Source organism: Achromobacter sp. ACM01, from assembly GCF_014851745.1.
GTDB classification, from domain to species: domain Bacteria; phylum Pseudomonadota; class Gammaproteobacteria; order Burkholderiales; family Burkholderiaceae_B; genus Achromobacter; species Achromobacter aegrifaciens.
In genome coordinates, this window is record NZ_JACVAF010000001.1 from 443137 (window position 1) to 458708 (window position 15572).

Annotated in this window: 12 protein-coding genes; 9 read left to right on the plus strand and 3 right to left on the minus strand. The window is 66.4% G+C overall.

Annotated features, from left to right (window positions below):
- The first annotated feature begins 14 nt into the window (after positions 1-14).
- The 9 genes from atpA (at position 15) to IB268_RS02175 (ending at position 12374) form a co-directional block, all read left to right on the plus strand.
- The gene (gene atpA, locus IB268_RS02135; protein WP_054455187.1) at positions 15-1556 is read left to right on the plus strand and encodes a F0F1 ATP synthase subunit alpha; all 1542 of its coding nucleotides are present in this window, start codon (positions 15-17) and stop codon (positions 1554-1556) included.
- Between the two features lie 98 nt (positions 1557-1654).
- Positions 1655-2560, plus strand: coding sequence for a F0F1 ATP synthase subunit gamma (gene atpG, locus IB268_RS02140; RefSeq protein ID WP_054455186.1), 906 nt, complete (start codon positions 1655-1657; stop codon positions 2558-2560).
- A gap of 43 nt (positions 2561-2603) precedes the next feature.
- The gene (gene atpD, locus IB268_RS02145; RefSeq protein WP_054455184.1) at positions 2604-4004 is read left to right on the plus strand and encodes a F0F1 ATP synthase subunit beta; all 1401 of its coding nucleotides are present in this window, start codon (positions 2604-2606) and stop codon (positions 4002-4004) included.
- 9 nt (positions 4005-4013) lie between these two features.
- Entirely contained in the window at positions 4014-4439 is a 426-nt protein-coding gene (locus IB268_RS02150; RefSeq protein ID WP_013391134.1) for a F0F1 ATP synthase subunit epsilon, read from the plus strand.
- Positions 4440-4690: 251 nt separating this feature from the next.
- Positions 4691-5503, plus strand: coding sequence for a helix-turn-helix domain-containing protein (locus tag IB268_RS02155; RefSeq protein WP_054455884.1), 813 nt, complete (start codon positions 4691-4693; stop codon positions 5501-5503).
- A 174-nt stretch (positions 5504-5677) separates the two neighbouring features.
- Positions 5678-6751, plus strand: a complete 1074-nt coding sequence (gene hemE, locus IB268_RS02160; RefSeq protein WP_054455182.1) for a uroporphyrinogen decarboxylase — start codon at positions 5678-5680, stop codon at positions 6749-6751.
- Positions 6752-7055: 304 nt separating this feature from the next.
- Positions 7056-9143 (plus strand): primosomal protein N', encoded by a 2088-nt coding sequence (locus IB268_RS02165; protein ID WP_054455181.1) that lies wholly within the window; start codon positions 7056-7058, stop codon positions 9141-9143.
- 208 nt (positions 9144-9351) lie between these two features.
- Positions 9352-11415, plus strand: a complete 2064-nt coding sequence (locus IB268_RS02170; RefSeq protein ID WP_192330505.1) for a UvrD-helicase domain-containing protein — start codon at positions 9352-9354, stop codon at positions 11413-11415.
- Positions 11416-11519: 104 nt separating this feature from the next.
- A complete protein-coding gene (locus IB268_RS02175) occupies positions 11520-12374 on the plus strand; it encodes a class II glutamine amidotransferase (protein ID WP_054455178.1) in 855 nt (284 codons plus the stop codon).
- Between the two features lie 13 nt (positions 12375-12387).
- Here IB268_RS02175 and dapD read toward each other — a convergent pair whose 3' ends face one another.
- From dapD to IB268_RS02190, 3 genes are read right to left on the minus strand one after another with little or no spacing between them, the layout of a single operon-like run.
- Positions 12388-13371, minus strand: coding sequence for a 2,3,4,5-tetrahydropyridine-2,6-dicarboxylate N-succinyltransferase (gene dapD, locus IB268_RS02180; RefSeq protein ID WP_054455175.1), 984 nt, complete (start codon positions 13369-13371; stop codon positions 12388-12390).
- A 59-nt stretch (positions 13372-13430) separates the two neighbouring features.
- Positions 13431-14429, minus strand: a complete 999-nt coding sequence (locus IB268_RS02185; protein WP_225590431.1) for an autotransporter outer membrane beta-barrel domain-containing protein — start codon at positions 14427-14429, stop codon at positions 13431-13433.
- Between the two features lie 7 nt (positions 14430-14436).
- On the minus strand, positions 14437-15567 hold the full coding sequence (locus IB268_RS02190; RefSeq protein ID WP_054455173.1) for a M20 family metallopeptidase: 1131 nt from the start codon (positions 15565-15567) through the stop codon (positions 14437-14439).
- Positions 15568-15572: the final 5 nt, after the last annotated feature.

The window sequence follows — 15572 nt, forward strand, 5'->3', positions numbered from 1 at the left end:
TTCCAGGAGTCAATATGCAACTCAATCCCTCCGAGATCAGCGAACTGCTCAAGAGCCGCATCGAGGGCCTGGGCGCTTCGGCTGATGTCCGTACTCAGGGCACCGTCGTGTCCGTGACCGACGGTATTACCCGCATCCACGGCTTGTCCGACGTGATGCAGGGCGAAATGCTCGAATTCCCCAACAACGTTTTCGGTCTGGCGCTCAACCTCGAGCGTGATTCCGTCGGCGCCGTTATTCTCGGCGACTACACCGGCGTTTCCGAAGGCGACCAGGTCAAGACGACCGGCCGCATTCTGGAAGTTCCGGTCGGTCCCGAACTGAAAGGCCGCGTGGTCAACACGCTGGGCGAGCCGATCGACGGCAAGGGCCCGGTCAACGCCAAGGCCACCGACATCATCGAAAAAGTGGCGCCTGGCGTTATCGCCCGCCGCTCGGTGTCGCAGCCGCTGCAAACCGGCATCAAGGCTATCGACTCGATGGTGCCGATCGGTCGCGGCCAGCGCGAACTGATCATTGGCGACCGCCAGACCGGCAAGACCGCCGTCGCTGTCGACACGATCATCAGCCAGAAGGGCAAGGGCGTCACCTGCGTGTACGTCGCTATCGGCCAGAAGGCTTCGACGATCAACAACGTGGTGCGCAAGCTGGAAGAGCACGGCGCGATGGAATACACCATCGTCGTGGCCGCTTCGGCCTCCGACTCGGCCGCCATGCAGTACCTGGCCGCCTACGCCGGCTGCACGATGGGCGAATACTTCCGCGACCGCGGCGAAGACGCCCTGATCGTTTATGACGACCTGACCAAGCAAGCCTGGGCCTATCGCCAAGTGTCGCTGCTGCTGCGCCGTCCGCCGGGCCGTGAAGCCTACCCGGGCGACGTGTTCTACCTGCACTCGCGCCTGCTGGAACGCGCTGCCCGCGTGAACGAAGAGTACGTCGAGAAGTTCACCAACGGCGCCGTCAAGGGCAAGACCGGCTCGCTGACCGCGCTGCCGATCATCGAAACCCAGGCAGGCGACGTGTCGGCCTTCGTTCCGACCAACGTGATCTCGATCACCGACGGCCAGATCTTCCTGGAAACCGACCTGTTCAACGCCGGTGTCCGCCCCGCAATCAACGCCGGTATCTCGGTGTCGCGTGTGGGTGGCGCTGCTCAGACCAAGGTCGTCAAGAAGCTGTCCGGCGGTATCCGTACCGACTTGGCGCAGTACCGTGAACTGGCCGCCTTCGCGCAGTTCGCTTCCGACCTGGACGACGCGACCCGTCGCCAGCTGGAACGCGGCAAGCGCGTGGTGGAACTGCTCAAGCAGCCGCAATACCAGCCGCTGCAAGTGTGGGAACTGGCCGTCACGCTGTACACGGTCAACAACGGCTACCTGGATGAAGTGGACGTGGCCCAAGTGCTGTCGTTCGAGAAGTCGCTGAAGGATCAACTGAAGGCCAAGCATGCGGCCCTGATCCAGCGCATCGAAGACACCAAGGAACTGTCCAAGGATGACGAAGCCGAATTGGCCGCCGCCATCCAGGAATTCAAGAAGCACGGTGCTTTTTAAGAAAGTGATGGGTTAGGCGTCCGCGACGCCTCACCCATCCTTCCCGGATGGATGAGGCGCCAGCGGAACCCATCGGCCAGTCTTCACAGGAAAGCGCAATGCCCGGAATTAAGGAAATCCGAACCAAGATCAAGAGCGTGCAAAACACGCGCAAGATCACCAAGGCGATGGAAATGGTCGCCGCATCCAAGATGCGCAAGGCGCAGGAGCGGATGCGTGCTGGCCGTCCGTATGCCACCAAGGTGCGCGAGATTGCTGCGCACCTGATGCAGGCCAACCCCGAGTACAGCCACCCGTACCTGGTCGAACGCGAAGTCAAGGCGGTCGGCGTGATCATGGTCACGACCGACAAGGGCCTGTGCGGCGGCTTGAACACCAACATCACCCGCGTGACGTTGGGCAAGCTGAAAGAGTTCGAGAAGAACGGCATCGCCGTGCAAGCGACCGCTTTCGGCAACAAGGGCGTGGGCGTGCTGACCCGCATCGGCGCCAAACTGGTTTCCCAGGAAGTGCAACTGGGCGACAAGCCGCAACTCGACCGCCTGCTGGGCGCGATCAAGGTGCAGCTGGACGCCTACCTGGAAGGCCGCATCGACGCGCTGTACGTGGCCTCGACCCGCTTCGTCAACACGATGAAGCAGGAGCCGTTGTTCTTGCGCCTGCTGCCTCTGGCCAGCGGTTTGGATGATCCGTACCAGACGGGCGCTGATAGCCTGGCCAAGACCTCGGAAGTGAAGTCGGACTACAGCTGGGATTACATCTACGAACCCGACGCCCGTAGCGTGATCGACGACCTGCTGCAGCGTTACGTTGAAGGCCTGCTGTACCAAGCCGTGGCCGAGAACATGGCTTCGGAGCAGTCGGCCCGGATGGTCGCCATGAAGGCGGCGTCGGACAACGCCAAGAAGGTCATCGGCGATCTGCAACTGGTCTACAACAAGACCCGTCAGGCCGCGATCACCAAAGAAATTTCGGAAATCGTAGGGGGCGCTGCCGCCGTTTGAGGCAGGCAGCATCCCGTCAAAAGCTATCAAGCAAGGAATCGACATGAGCAACGGAACCATCGTTCAGTGCATCGGCGCCGTGGTGGATATTCAGTTCCCCCGCGATCAAATGCCCAAGATCTACGAAGCGCTTACCCTGGCCGACGAGGGTTCCTCGTTCGCCGAAAAGGGTCTGACGCTGGAAGTGCAGCAACAGCTGGGCGACGGCGTGGTGCGTACCATTGCGCTGGGCTCCAGCGACGGCCTGCGCCGCGGCATGAAGGTCACCGGCACGGGCGCCCCGATCTCGGTGCCCGTCGGCACCGGCACGCTGGGCCGCATCATGGACGTGCTGGGTCGTCCCATCGACGAAGCCGGCCCGATCCAGCACGACGAAAAGCGTGGCATTCACCAAGCGGCTCCCCGTTTCGACGAGCTGTCGCCGTCGGTGGAACTGCTGGAAACCGGCATCAAGGTTATTGACCTGGTTTGCCCGTTCGCCAAGGGCGGCAAGGTCGGCCTGTTCGGCGGCGCCGGCGTGGGCAAGACCGTCAACATGATGGAACTGATCAACAACATCGCCAAGCAGCACAGCGGCTTGTCGGTGTTCGCCGGCGTGGGCGAGCGTACCCGCGAAGGCAACGACTTCTACCACGAAATGGAAGAGTCGAACGTTCTGGACAAGGTTGCGATGGTGTTCGGTCAGATGAACGAACCCCCGGGCAACCGTCTGCGCGTGGCGCTGACCGGCCTGACGATGGCCGAGAAGTTCCGCGACGAAGGCCGCGACATCCTGTTCTTCGTGGACAACATCTACCGCTACACCCTGGCCGGTACCGAAGTGTCGGCACTGCTGGGCCGTATGCCGTCGGCAGTGGGCTACCAGCCCACGCTGGCCGAAGAAATGGGCAAGCTGCAAGAGCGCATCACGTCGACCAAGACCGGCTCGATCACCTCGATCCAGGCCGTGTACGTCCCTGCGGACGACTTGACCGACCCGTCGCCTGCCACGACCTTCCAGCACTTGGACTCCACCGTCGTGCTGTCGCGTGACATCGCCGCCCTGGGTATCTACCCGGCCGTGGACCCGCTGGATTCGTCCAGCCGCCAGCTCGACCCGCAAGTCGTGGGCGAAGAGCACTACGCCGTGGCCCGTGGCGTGCAGCAAACGCTGCAGCGCTACAAGGAACTGCGCGACATCATCGCGATTCTGGGCATGGACGAACTGTCGCCGGAAGACAAGCAGGCCGTGGCCCGCGCCCGTAAGATCCAGCGCTTCCTGTCGCAGCCGTTCCACGTTGCAGAAGTGTTCACCGGTTCGCCCGGCAAGTACGTTCCGCTGGCCGAAACCATCCGTGGTTTCAAGATGATCGTGAACGGCGAGTGCGATGCGCTGCCGGAACAGGCCTTCTACATGGTCGGCTCGATCGACGAGGCCTTCGAGAAGGCCAAGAAACTGCAATAAGGAACCGATATGGCTACCCTGCATGTGGATGTCGTCAGCGCAGAGGAAGCGATCTTCTCCGGTGAGGCGAAGTTCGTGGTGTTGCCTGGCGAAGCGGGTGAACTGGGCATTCTGCCCGGCCACACCCCGCTGATTTCGCGCATACGCCCCGGGACGGTCAAGATCGTTCGTGCCGACCAAGGCGAGGAAAACATCTTCGTCGCCGGGGGCATTCTGGAAGTGCAGCCGGGCAGCGTGACGGTTCTGGCCGACACGGCTATCCGTGCCGCCGACCTGGACGAAGCCCGCGCCCTGGAAGCGCGCCAGAAGGCCGAACAGGCCCTGGCCAACGCCAAGGACAAGGCGGACATCGCCGTGGTCGAAGCGGAACTCGCCATGCTGGCTGCGCAAGCCATCGCGGCGCGCAAGCTGCGCCAAGGCGGCCGTTCGCACTAAGCGGCGAAGCTGTGCCCCGGGGTTCGCCCCGGAATCGAAAGAAGCGGCCTCAGGGCCGCTTTTTTCATGCCTGTTTTTTTCATTGCCGTGTGAAGGTCCGCCGTCCTTTGGGCGGGCCGCAATGCGATCACTACGAATAGCTGCACGCCGGTTGCAACAGTAGCCTTCAATCTTCCTAGTCAAGCGTAGGGGGAAGCGTGCGAGAAGTCCTGGATTGCGGGGTATTGCTGGCGCCCGGCCATGATGGGCCGATGCGCGATCTGGTCGCGCTGCACCCGGCCAGGCAGACGCGCGTGCGGCTCCATCTGGTGTCGCTGAGTCCGGTGCGCTATGCGACCGCGGGCATGGCGGCGCGCGATGCCGTGTCAGGCGCGCAGACCGACGCCGACGCGCAGGCCGACAGCCAGGAAGCGGACGTGCAGGCGCTGGCCCGGCTGGCGGTGGCGCTCAGGCGCTACGACTGCTGCATCCTGCCGGTGGCGCCGTCATCGCTCGCCTGGACGCGCATGGCGCTGCAACAGGCGGGCAGCGCATTGAGCACGCCGGTGCTGTTGCTGATCTCCGATGTGAAGGCGCCCGCGATCGAAGACCTGCTGAGCCTGGGCGCGTCGGATTTCATCATGCAGCCGGCCTGCCTGGAAAGCATGCGGGTGCGGCTTGGCCGCCTGGCCGGCGCGGCGCACGGGCGTGGCGCGGCGCGGGCGGATATCCGCGAGCCCACGACGGCTTATCGCGAGGCGCGGATGGAACTGGGCGCGGACGGGGCGCCGAGGCTCGCTGCGTTGCACGCCCGGGTGCCACAGGATCTGGTAGAGCAAACCTTGTCGGGCATGCGCAAACCGCATCCGCGGCCTGCGCATGAATCCTTCCGCATCGCGAAGGCGCGGGTGGTGGACGGCTTCGAGCGCGACTATATCCGGCTTGCGCTGTCGCGCCATGGCGGCAACGTGGCGCAGGCGGCGCGGGCTTGCTGCAAGCACCGGCGGGCGTTCTGGGCGCTGATGCGCAAGCACGGCATCGAGGCGGCGCCGTACCGGCAGGCCGCGCAGGAGCGGGGGGCCTGAAGCGACGGACCTGCCGGCGGTCGGTCGACGCACGGCCAGCGGGCGGGGCGCCGCGCGCGCCGCCTTGCCCCTGAAAGCGCCCCGCTTGCGCGCCGGCAAGTCCGGCGCAGAGCCTGGCTGCGACTTGTCAGCCAGGGGAAGTAAAATCACGGCTTCCGATCATCGAGGATAGTCGTGTCTGCTTCCGTACTGAAGAACGATGTGTTCTTGCGCTCGCTGCTGCGCGAGCCCGTGCCCTATACCCCGATCTGGCTGATGCGCCAGGCCGGCCGCTACCTGCCTGAATACCGCCAGACGCGGGCCCGCGCAGGTTCCTTCATGGGCCTCGCTCAGAACCCGGACTACGCCTCGGAAGTCACGCTGCAGCCGCTGGAGCGTTTCGACCTGGATGCGGCCATTCTGTTCTCGGACATCCTGACGGTGCCGCACGCCATGGGCCTGGGCCTGGACTTCGCCGAAGGCGAGGGCCCGCGCTTCGCCCGTCCGGTGCGTACCGAAGAAGACGTGGCGCGCCTGGAAGTGCCGGACATGGACAAGCTGCGCTATGTATTCGATGCCGTGCGCACGATCCGGCGCGACCTGGACGGCAAGGTGCCGCTGATCGGCTTTGCCGGCAGTCCCTGGACCATCGCCTGCTACATGGTGGAAGGCCAGGGCAGCGACGACTATCGCCTGATCAAGACGATGCTGTATGCGCGTCCCGACCTGCTGCACCGCATCCTCGAAATCAACGCCGAAGCCACGCTGCAGTACTTGAACGCGCAGATCGCCGCCGGCGCCCAAGCCGTGATGCTGTTCGACAGCTGGGGCGGCGTGCTGGCCGACGGACTGTTCCAGCAGTTCTCGCTGGCCTACACCCGCAAGGTCGTGGCCGGGCTGACCCGCGAACACGAAGGCCGCCGCGTGCCGGCCATTGTCTTCACCAAGGGCGGCGGCCAGTGGCTGGAACAGATCGCCGCTTGCGGCGCCGATGCCGTGGGCCTGGACTGGACGGTGGATCTGGCCGCCGCGCGGCGCCGCACCGGGGACTCGGTCGCGTTCCAGGGCAACCTCGACCCCATGGCCTTGTTCGGTGGCGGACCCGCCATCCGTGCCGAGGCGCGGCGCGTGCTGGACGCGTTCGGACCGGTCGGCAAGGGCGGCCACGTGTTCAACCTGGGCCACGGCATATCCCGCTTTACTCCGCCAGAAGCCGTAGCCGAATTGGTTGATGAAGTCCACCAGCACAGCCGTTCGCTGCGAGGGTAAGTGAGTGGACGCTTCGGTCTACAGGGCCGGAGCAGGAGGGTCCCTGAGGACACTTGTGCACAGCAAGATTGCCCTCGGGGAAAACCCTTTAGATGCTAGTTTACAATCTCGGAAGCTCTCATAAGTCATTGTTTTAAATGGTGAAATGAGGGTTTTCAACAAGATTTCGCAAGTTTGCGCAATCTTGTCAAATTCCAATTTCCGATGTTGCTCCTGCCTTTTCCCCAAAGTTATCCACAGGCGGAAAATGGAGCGCGCCGGCATCATCCGGGATCATCCTTCTACATGCTCCGTCCTAGCACCCATGTCTGAAACGCTGTCGAACACGACCCCCGCGGTCTGCTGGGTGCGGGTGGCGCTGGACGTGCCCCTGCCGGGTCCGTTCGACTACCGCAGCGACGCGCCGGTGACGGTGGGCCTGCGGGTCATCGTGCCGTTCGGCCGCCGCAAGCTGATCGGCGTGGTGGTGGACAACCCGGCGGAGCCGTCCTTCGACCCCAAGCAGATCCGGCCGATCGAAGAGGTGCTGGATGACCTGCCGCCCTTCGACGAGGACTGGCTGCGCCTGGCCCGCTTTGCCGCTGACTACTACCAGCGGCCGCTGGGCGAGGTGATGCTGCCCACGCTGCCGCCGCCGCTGCGCAAGCCCACGGCCTACCAGGGCAAGCGCTCGGCGGGCGGCCCCGTGGCGCGCCTGGACGGGCGCAAGCGCAAGACGGCGCGCGCGCCGGCCCAGGCCGACCAGCCGCCGGAGCTCAACGACGCCCAGCGCGAGGCGGTGGACGCCATAGGCGCGCTGGACGGGTTCAAGCCCGTGTTGCTGCACGGGGTGACGGGCAGCGGCAAGACCGAGGTGTACCTGCGCGCGGCCGAAAGGGTGCTGGCGGCAGGACGCCAGGTGTTGCTGATGGTGCCCGAAATCAACCTGACGCCGCAGCTCGAAGGCGCGCTGCGCGCGCGCCTGGAGGCACTCGTTGGACCGGACGGTCTGGCCGTCATGCATAGCGGCCTGTCCGATGGCGAACGCTTGCAGGCCTGGACCCGCGCCCAGCGCGGCGAGGCCCGCATGCTGCTGGGCACGCGCATGTCGGTGTTCGCGCCCTTGAGCCAGCTGGGCCTGATCGTGGTGGACGAGGAGCACGACGCGTCCTACAAGCAGCAGGACGGCTTGCGCTATTCGGCGCGCGACCTGGCGGTGTGGCGCGCCCATGACCTGAATATTCCAGTAGTGCTGGGGTCGGCCACGCCGTCCCTGGAGACCTGGCAGCATGCCGAGCGCGGGCGCTACCTGCGCCTGACCCTGCCGGGCCGGGCGCGCGCCAGCAGCCTGCCGTCCATGCGCCTGATCGACACGCGGCGCCTGCAACTGAAGCAGGGCATGTCGCCGCAACTGCTGGATGCCATCGGACAGCGCCTGGAACGCAAGGAACAGTCCCTCATCTTCCTGAACCGCCGCGGCTATTCGCCGGTGCTGCATTGCCAGTCCTGCGCGTGGGTCAGCAATTGCCCGCGCTGCACTGCATTTACCGTCCTGCACCGTACCGACGGCCGCGGCCATCGCCTGCAGTGCCATCACTGCGGCTACCAGGCCCCGGTGCCGCGCGCTTGTCCCGAATGCGGCGACCAGGACCTGGCGCCCATGGGGCGCGGCACGCAGCGGGTGGAAGAACATCTGGCGGAATTGTTTCCCGAGGCGCGCATCCTGCGCATCGACGCCGACAGCACGCGCAAGAAGGGCAGCGCCGAAGCGCTGTTCGCCTCGGTGCATGCCGGCGAGGTGGACATCCTGGTGGGCACGCAGATGGTGGCCAAGGGCCACGACTTCGCGCGCCTGGGATTGGTGGGTGTGCTGAATGCAGACTCTATGTTGTTCGCGCATGACTTCCGCGCGCCCGAGCGCCTGTTCGCGCAGCTGATGCAGGTGGCGGGCCGCGCCGGCCGCCATCAAGGCAACGGCGAGGTGCTGATACAGACCAACTACCCCGAGCAGCCGGTCTATCAGGCGCTGCTGCGGCATGACTACGCGGGCTTTGCCCGCCATGCCCTGCACGAGCGGGAAAGCACCGGCCTGCCGCCTTTCGTTTACCAGGCTCTGCTGACCGCGGAGGCGCGCGAGCTGAAGGTGGCGCTGGAATTCCTGGAGCGGGCGCGGGCCTTGCCCGAGGGTGAATGGGCGGCCGATTTTCCAGGCCTGGACGCCATCATGCTGTACGACCCGGTGCCGCTGCGCGTGGTGCGCGTGGCCAATATCGAGCGCGCCCAGTTGCTGGCGGAAAGCAGCAGCCGGCCGGCTTTGCAGGCCTTCCTGGCGTCCTGGTCGCACCACCTGCCGTACCTGGCCAACGAGGCCCGCGTGCGCTGGCAACTGGAAGTCGATCCGCTGGAAATCTGATCGGCTGCGGCCGGGGCCAATGCGCCGTCGATCCGATTGTTCTATGATCTTTCTCCTCTATCGCGCCGGCGCGGCAGGCCCGCCGTGGCGGCTGCGCCCGTCCCCTTTTTCTCGCGTGTTACCGGCCCGCTGACGGGCGGCCGCAAGCTTCATGCTTGCTGGCCGCAGCTTCAATGCGGCCGCCGCGATGCATGATCACCTGACTCGAATGTCCGCCAGCGAACCTATAGCCCAAGGCATGAACCCCGCTCAACGCGAAGCGGTGCTGTATCTGGACGGCCCCTGCCTGGTGCTGGCCGGCGCCGGCAGCGGCAAGACGCGCGTGATCACGCAGAAGATCGCCTACCTGCTGCGCGAGTGCGGCTATATGGGGCGCAACGTGGTGGCGCTGACCTTCACCAACAAGGCCGCGCGCGAGATGGACGAACGCGTGAAGACCCTGGTGGATCGCAAGCTGTCCAAGGGCCTGATCATCAGCACCTTCCATTCGCTGGGCGTGAAGATGCTGCGCGAGGAGGCGCGCAACGCGGGCCTGAAGCCGACGTTTTCGATCCTGGACGCCGACGATGCCATGGCCATCATCCAGGAACTCTTGAACACGACCGACAAGGCCCGCCTGCGCCACGTGCAGGGCATCATCTCGCTGTGGAAGAACGGCTTGATGGAACCGGACGATGCCGCGCGCGAAGCCATCACGCCGGCCGACGTGGAGGCGGCCAACGTCTACCGCAGCTACGCCGCCACGCTGGCCGCCTACCAGGCGGTGGACTTCGACGACCTGATCCGCATCCCCGCGCTGCTGCTGGCCAACAACGAAGAAGTGCGCACCCGCTGGCAGAACCGCGTGCGTTATCTGCTGGTGGACGAATACCAGGACACCAACGTGTGCCAGTACCGCCTGGTGCAGCTCCTGACGGGTTCGCGCGCCATGTTCACGGCGGTGGGCGATGACGACCAGGCGATCTACGCCTGGCGTGGCGCAACCATCGAGAACCTGGCCAAGCTGACCACCGACTACCCCAACATCAAGCTCATCAAGCTGGAGCAGAACTACCGGTCGGTGCAGCGCATCCTGGCGGCCGCAAACCAGGTGATTGAAAAGAACCCCAAGCTGTTCGACAAGAAGCTGTGGTCCGATCTGGGCGTGGGCGAACCCATCCTGGTATCGGCCATGGACGGCGAGGAGCAGGAGGCCGAATCCATCGCCATGAAGGTGTCGGCTTCGCGCTTCGAGCGCCAGGCGCAGTGGAAGGATTTTGCCATCCTGTACCGCAGCAATCATCAATCGCGCATCCTGGAACAGGCGCTGCGCAACCTGAAGATCCCGTACACGATCTCGGGCGGGCAGAGTTTCTTCGACAAGACCGAAGTGCGCGACGTGCTGGCCTATCTGCGCATCCTGGCCAACGACGACGACGATCCGGCCTTCATCCGCGCGGCCACCACGCCCAAGCGCGGCATCGGCCAGGCCACCTTGCAGACGCTGGGGCAGTACGCCGCAAGCCGCGAGCTGTCGCTGCTGGCGGCCGTGGCCGAGACCGGCCTGGAAAGCCTGCTGGCGCCACGGCAGCTGGAGCCGCTGCGCACCTTCACCGAGTTCATCCGCCGCATGCAATGGCGCGCCGGCCGTGGCGCGGCCGATGCGAAGGACGCCGCGTCGTCCGAGCCCGCGGGCGTGCTGCTGGACGATCTGCTGGAAGCCATCCAGTACGAACGCCATCTGTACGAGCTGTTCGAAGAGCGGCCCGCGCAGACGCGCTGGCAGAACGTGCTGGAGCTGACCGGATGGCTCAAGCGCAAGGCCGAAGAAGACAACATGACGCTCTTCGACCTGGTGCAGCATGTGGCGCTGGTCACCATGCTGGAGCGCGGCGAGGAAGAAGAGCCCGATGCGGTGAAGATGTCCACCCTGCATGCTTCCAAGGGGCTGGAGTATCCGCACGTGTACCTCGCGGGCGTCGAGGAAGGCTTGCTGCCGCACCTGGGCAAGGATGACGAGGTCGGCGATCCGGCGCGCGCGGCCGAGAACCTGGCTTCGCGCATCCAGGAAGAGCGCCGGCTCATGTACGTGGGCATCACGCGCGCGCAGCGCAGCCTGAACCTGAGCTGGTGCAAGCGCCGCCGCCGCGCGCGCGAAGACCTGGTGCGCGAGCCTTCGCGCTTCATCGAGGAAATGGGCCTGGGCGATGTGCGCATGCAGGAAGACGCGGCCACCGCTGCAATGAATCCCAAGGAGCGCATGGCCATGCTCAAGGCGTTGCTGAAGAAATAGGGGCGGGGCGGCGGCTTGTGGAAAGCCGCGGCCTGCTCCTACACTGGACTGCGCCCGCCCCGCCGTCCGGGGCGCGGCAATTCCGTGGATCGAAGGAGCGCGCCATGTGTCGCTGGCTGGCTTATACCGGTAGTCCCATACAGATGGAGAGCGTGCTGTTCAAGGCCAAGCACTCCCTGATCGACCAGAGCCTGCACTCGCGGCTGGGCGCTACCACCACCAATGGCGACGGCTTCGGGCTGGGCTGGTATGGCCGTCAACACGAAGGCCGGCCGCCGGAGCCGCCGTTCCGCTACCGCAGCGTGCATCCGGCCTGGAACGACCGCAATCTGCGGGAAGCGGCGCGCGCGATCCACGCGCCGCTGTTCGTGGCGCACATCCGCGCCGCCACCGACACGCCCGCGCAGGAAACCAACTGCCATCCGTTTCGCCACGGCCAGTGGCTGTTCGTGCACAACGGCGTCATCCGCGACTATCCGTTGCTCAGGCGCGACCTGATGCTGATGATCGCGCCGGCCTATTTCGGCTCGCTGGAAGGGTCGACGGATTCCGAGGTGATGTTCCTGCTGGCTTTGAGCTTCGGCCTGGAGGAAGACCCGCTGGCGGCGCTGGCCCGCATGGTGGGTGCGGTGGAAGAGACGGGCAGGCGGCATGGCGTGGCGCAGCCCATCAACATGACGGTGTGCGCGCTGGACGGCCAGCGGCTGATCGCCGTGCGCTATTCCAGCGAGGCCGATTCACGCACGCTGTTCCACAACACCTGCGTGCGCCATCTGCGCCAGCTATATCCCGACAATCCGCAGATCGCGGCGCTGGATGACGACGCATTCCTGCTGCTGTCGGAGCCCTTGACCGAGATGCCCGGCGCCTGGGAGGAAGTGCCCGAAGCCACCGCCATCATCGCGGGCGGCGGCACGGTGGCGCACTATCCGTTCGTGCCGGTGCCGCCGGGGGCCTGAGCCGGGCCGGGCTTCAGTGGCCCGTATGCAGGGCCGGATTCAGCGTGCCCCAGGCAGCGGTGCGCACCAGGCACTCCACGGCGCCGGTCTGCGAATTGCGGCGGAACAGCAGGCCTTGCTGACCCGCAAGCGAGGTGGCCTTCACCACCGCGCCTTCCGGCGTCAGCACGCGCGTGCCGGCGGTGACGTAGCAGCCGGCTTCCACCACGCAGTCGTCGCCCAGCGAAATTCCTATGCCCGAGTTGGCGCCCAGCAGGCAGCGCTTGCCGATGGATACCACCTGCTTGCCGCCGCCGGACATGGTGCCCATGATGGATGCGCCGCCGCCGATGTCGCTGCCGTCGTCGACGATGACGCCGGCGCTGATGCGGCCTTCGACCATGGACGCGCCCAGCGTGCCGGCGTTGAAATTGCAGAAACCTTCATGCAGCACCGTGGTGCCGGGCGACAGATGCGCGCCCAGGCGCACGCGCGCGGTGTCGGCGATGCGCACGCCGCTGGGCATGACGTAGTCGGTCATGCGGGGAATCTTGTCCACGCCGCGGATTTCCAGGATCTGTCCGGAGGCGCGCAGATGCCAGCGCAGCGCATCCACCTGATCCACCGCGCAGGGCCCGGCCGACGTCCAGGCGACGTTGGCCAGCACGTTGAACAGGCCGTCCAGGTTGGCGTCGTGCGGACGGATCAGCCGGTGGCTGAGCAGGTGCAGGCGCAGATAGGCGTCGTGCGCATCGACCGGCGGTTCGTCCAGCGACGAGATCGCGGTACGCACGGCGACGATGTCGACCTTGCGGCGGGTGTCGCGGACCAGGGCGGTGGGCACATGTTCGCCCAGCGCGGCGCGGGCTTCCTCGGGCGACAGGTGGCGGGTGCCGGTGGCCGGCGAGTTGTCGGCCAGCGAGGGACGCGGATACCAGGTATCCAGGATGGCGCCGTCGGCGGCCAGCGTGGCGACGCCATAGGCGATGGCGCTGAGGGGCTTGGGGGAATCGGCCATGATGAAAGAGGAAGTGCGCAGTCTGGGTGCGTAATTCTAAGGCGAAAGGGCCGCGGTTTTCAGAGGCTGCCGAAGGCCCAGCGCAGGCTCAGCGACCCGGTGTGTTCGCGGTTGCCGCCGCCATACTGGCCGCCGTATGCCAGGCCGATGACGGCCGAGCGCGACACGGCGATTTCCAGGCCGGCGCCCGCCAGCGCGGCGGACCGGGCGATGGGCGCGCCGGCGACCGTCAGCACGCTGCCGCCGTCCAGCACCAGGGTGGTTTCCGGTTGTACGTCGCCAAAGGCGCGGCGCCAGCCCAGTGTCGCGTGCAGTCTGCCGAAGGTGGGGCCGAGCGCGAAGCCGGTCTGGCCGCGCAGGCCCAGCGTGGTGGTGGTCTGCCGGATCCGTCCCGCATCGGCCGAGAGCGCGGTGAATCCGCCCGATTCGCTGAAGCTGCGCGTGCGCACGTTGCGCACCGCCAGGCCCGCGAATGGTTCGATGGTCGCGCTTTCCGACAGCGGCAGCTCGTAGCCCAGTTCCGAAAAGGCCTGCGCGGTGTAGGCGCTGAAGTCGGCGGTCAAGGTCTGCCGGGCGATGCCGGGCATCTCGAAATGCCGCCGGGTGTCGATGTCGTGCCAGGTGTAGGAGGCGGCCGTCAGCAGGTTCAGCTTGCCGGGGCCGGCGTCGAACGACTTCTTGCCGTAGAGCCCCGCGGTATAGCTGTATACGTCCACCCGCGCATTGGCCGCGTCGATGCGGACGCGGCTGCGGGTAGCGCCCAGCGCGCCGCCCAGCCGCCAGCCGGCGCCCGCGTCGAATTCGCCGCCGCCATACAGGCCGGTGGTGCGTTGCTTGATGCGGGCCGTGTTGGCGCCGCCTTCCAGCGTCTGCCAATTGTCGACGACGACGAGCCAGCCCGGCTGGGCCGGCGCGGGACGGGCCGGACGGTCGGCCAGCAGGCTGCGGTCCGGTTCGGCCTGTCCGGCGTGCGCGTGCGCTGCGCCAGCCGCGAACAGGACCTGCATGGCGAACGCCGGCGCCAGCAGCCGCCGGCGCACGGCTATCGGTGGCGGCAAGGACTGTTTACGCCAGTTCTTTCAGCAGCAGTTCCCAGAATTTCATGCGCTGTTCCAGCGTCGAAACCAGGATGTACTCGTTCAAGGTGTGCGCGCCGTCGCCGTCGGCGCCCAGGCCGTCCAGCGTCGGGATGCCCATGGCGGACGTGAAGTTGGCGTCGCTGCCGCCGCCCGTCATGGGCGCGTCTTCCAGCAGGAAGCCGGCGCGTTCGGCATAGCCCTGCACCAGCGCCAGCAGATCGGCGGCGGCTTCGGTCTTCACCATGGGCGGGCGGTTCAGTTCCACGTCGATGTCCAGTTCCACGTCCGGACCCACGGCGCACAGCTCGCGCATGCGGCGCAGCACGTCTTCGGCGGCGCCCATGTCGGGCACGCGGAAGTCGACCACGCAGCGGCACAGCGCCGGCACGGTGTTGGTCACGGTGCCGCCGGCGATGGTGCCGACGCTGACGGTAATGCCGCGGTCATAGTCGGTCATGGCTTCCAGCGCCAGCACCTGGTGGGCCATTTCGCGGATGGCGCTGCGGCCCTTCTCATGCTGCATGCCGGCATGGGCCGGACGTCCCTTGACGTTCAGGTTCAGCATGCCGGTGCCCTTGCGCGCCGTGACGCACTTGCCGCCGTTGGGGCGGGCGGGTTCGCAGACCAGCGCGTACTTGGCGTTGGCGGCAAAGCGCTCGATGTGCGCGCGCGACGCGTGGCTGCCGGTTTCTTCGTCGGGCACCACCAGAAAGTCCACCGGCAGCTGGGTCGCGCCGGGGCGCGCCAGGCCGGACAGCGCCGTCAGCGCCAGGTAGATGCCGGCCTTCATGTCGTAGCCGCCCGGCCCATAGAGGCGGTCGCCTTCGATGCGCACCGGGTTCTCCAGCAGCGTGCCCACCGGATGCACCGTGTCCATGTGCGCCAGGATCAGGATGCCGGGGCGCGTGTCGCCGGGGGCGCGGTTGGTCGCGTACAGCAGCGGACCCGTGGTCGGGCCCAGGGACGATAGCTCCACCGTCAGGCCGGCGGCCGCGGCGTAGTCGGCGATGATGCGCGCCATGGCGGCGATGCCCTCGGGGAAGTTCGAGGGCGATTCGCATTGCAGCCAGCTCTTGATGCCGGCGACGATCTGTTCAGTGCTCTGGGTGTTGGACATGACGG

Excerpts from the sequence above, each read along its gene's own strand:
- atpA (WP_054455187.1), top strand. The coding sequence starts at position 15 with ATGCAACTCAATCCCTCCGAGATCAGCGAACTGCTCAAGAGCCGCATC.
- atpG (WP_054455186.1), top strand. The coding sequence starts at position 1,655 with ATGCCCGGAATTAAGGAAATCCGAACCAAGATCAAGAGCGTGCAAAAC.
- atpD (WP_054455184.1), top strand. The coding sequence starts at position 2,604 with ATGAGCAACGGAACCATCGTTCAGTGCATCGGCGCCGTGGTGGATATT.
- IB268_RS02150 (WP_013391134.1), top strand. The coding sequence starts at position 4,014 with ATGGCTACCCTGCATGTGGATGTCGTCAGCGCAGAGGAAGCGATCTTC.
- IB268_RS02155 (WP_054455884.1), top strand. The coding sequence starts at position 4,691 with ATGCGCGATCTGGTCGCGCTGCACCCGGCCAGGCAGACGCGCGTGCGG.
- IB268_RS02165 (WP_054455181.1), top strand. The coding sequence starts at position 7,056 with ATGTCTGAAACGCTGTCGAACACGACCCCCGCGGTCTGCTGGGTGCGG.
- IB268_RS02170 (WP_192330505.1), top strand. The coding sequence starts at position 9,352 with ATGTCCGCCAGCGAACCTATAGCCCAAGGCATGAACCCCGCTCAACGC.
- IB268_RS02175 (WP_054455178.1), top strand. The coding sequence starts at position 11,520 with ATGTGTCGCTGGCTGGCTTATACCGGTAGTCCCATACAGATGGAGAGC.
- dapD (WP_054455175.1), bottom strand. The coding sequence starts at position 13,371 with ATGGCCGATTCCCCCAAGCCCCTCAGCGCCATCGCCTATGGCGTCGCC.
- IB268_RS02190 (WP_054455173.1), bottom strand. The coding sequence starts at position 15,567 with ATGTCCAACACCCAGAGCACTGAACAGATCGTCGCCGGCATCAAGAGC.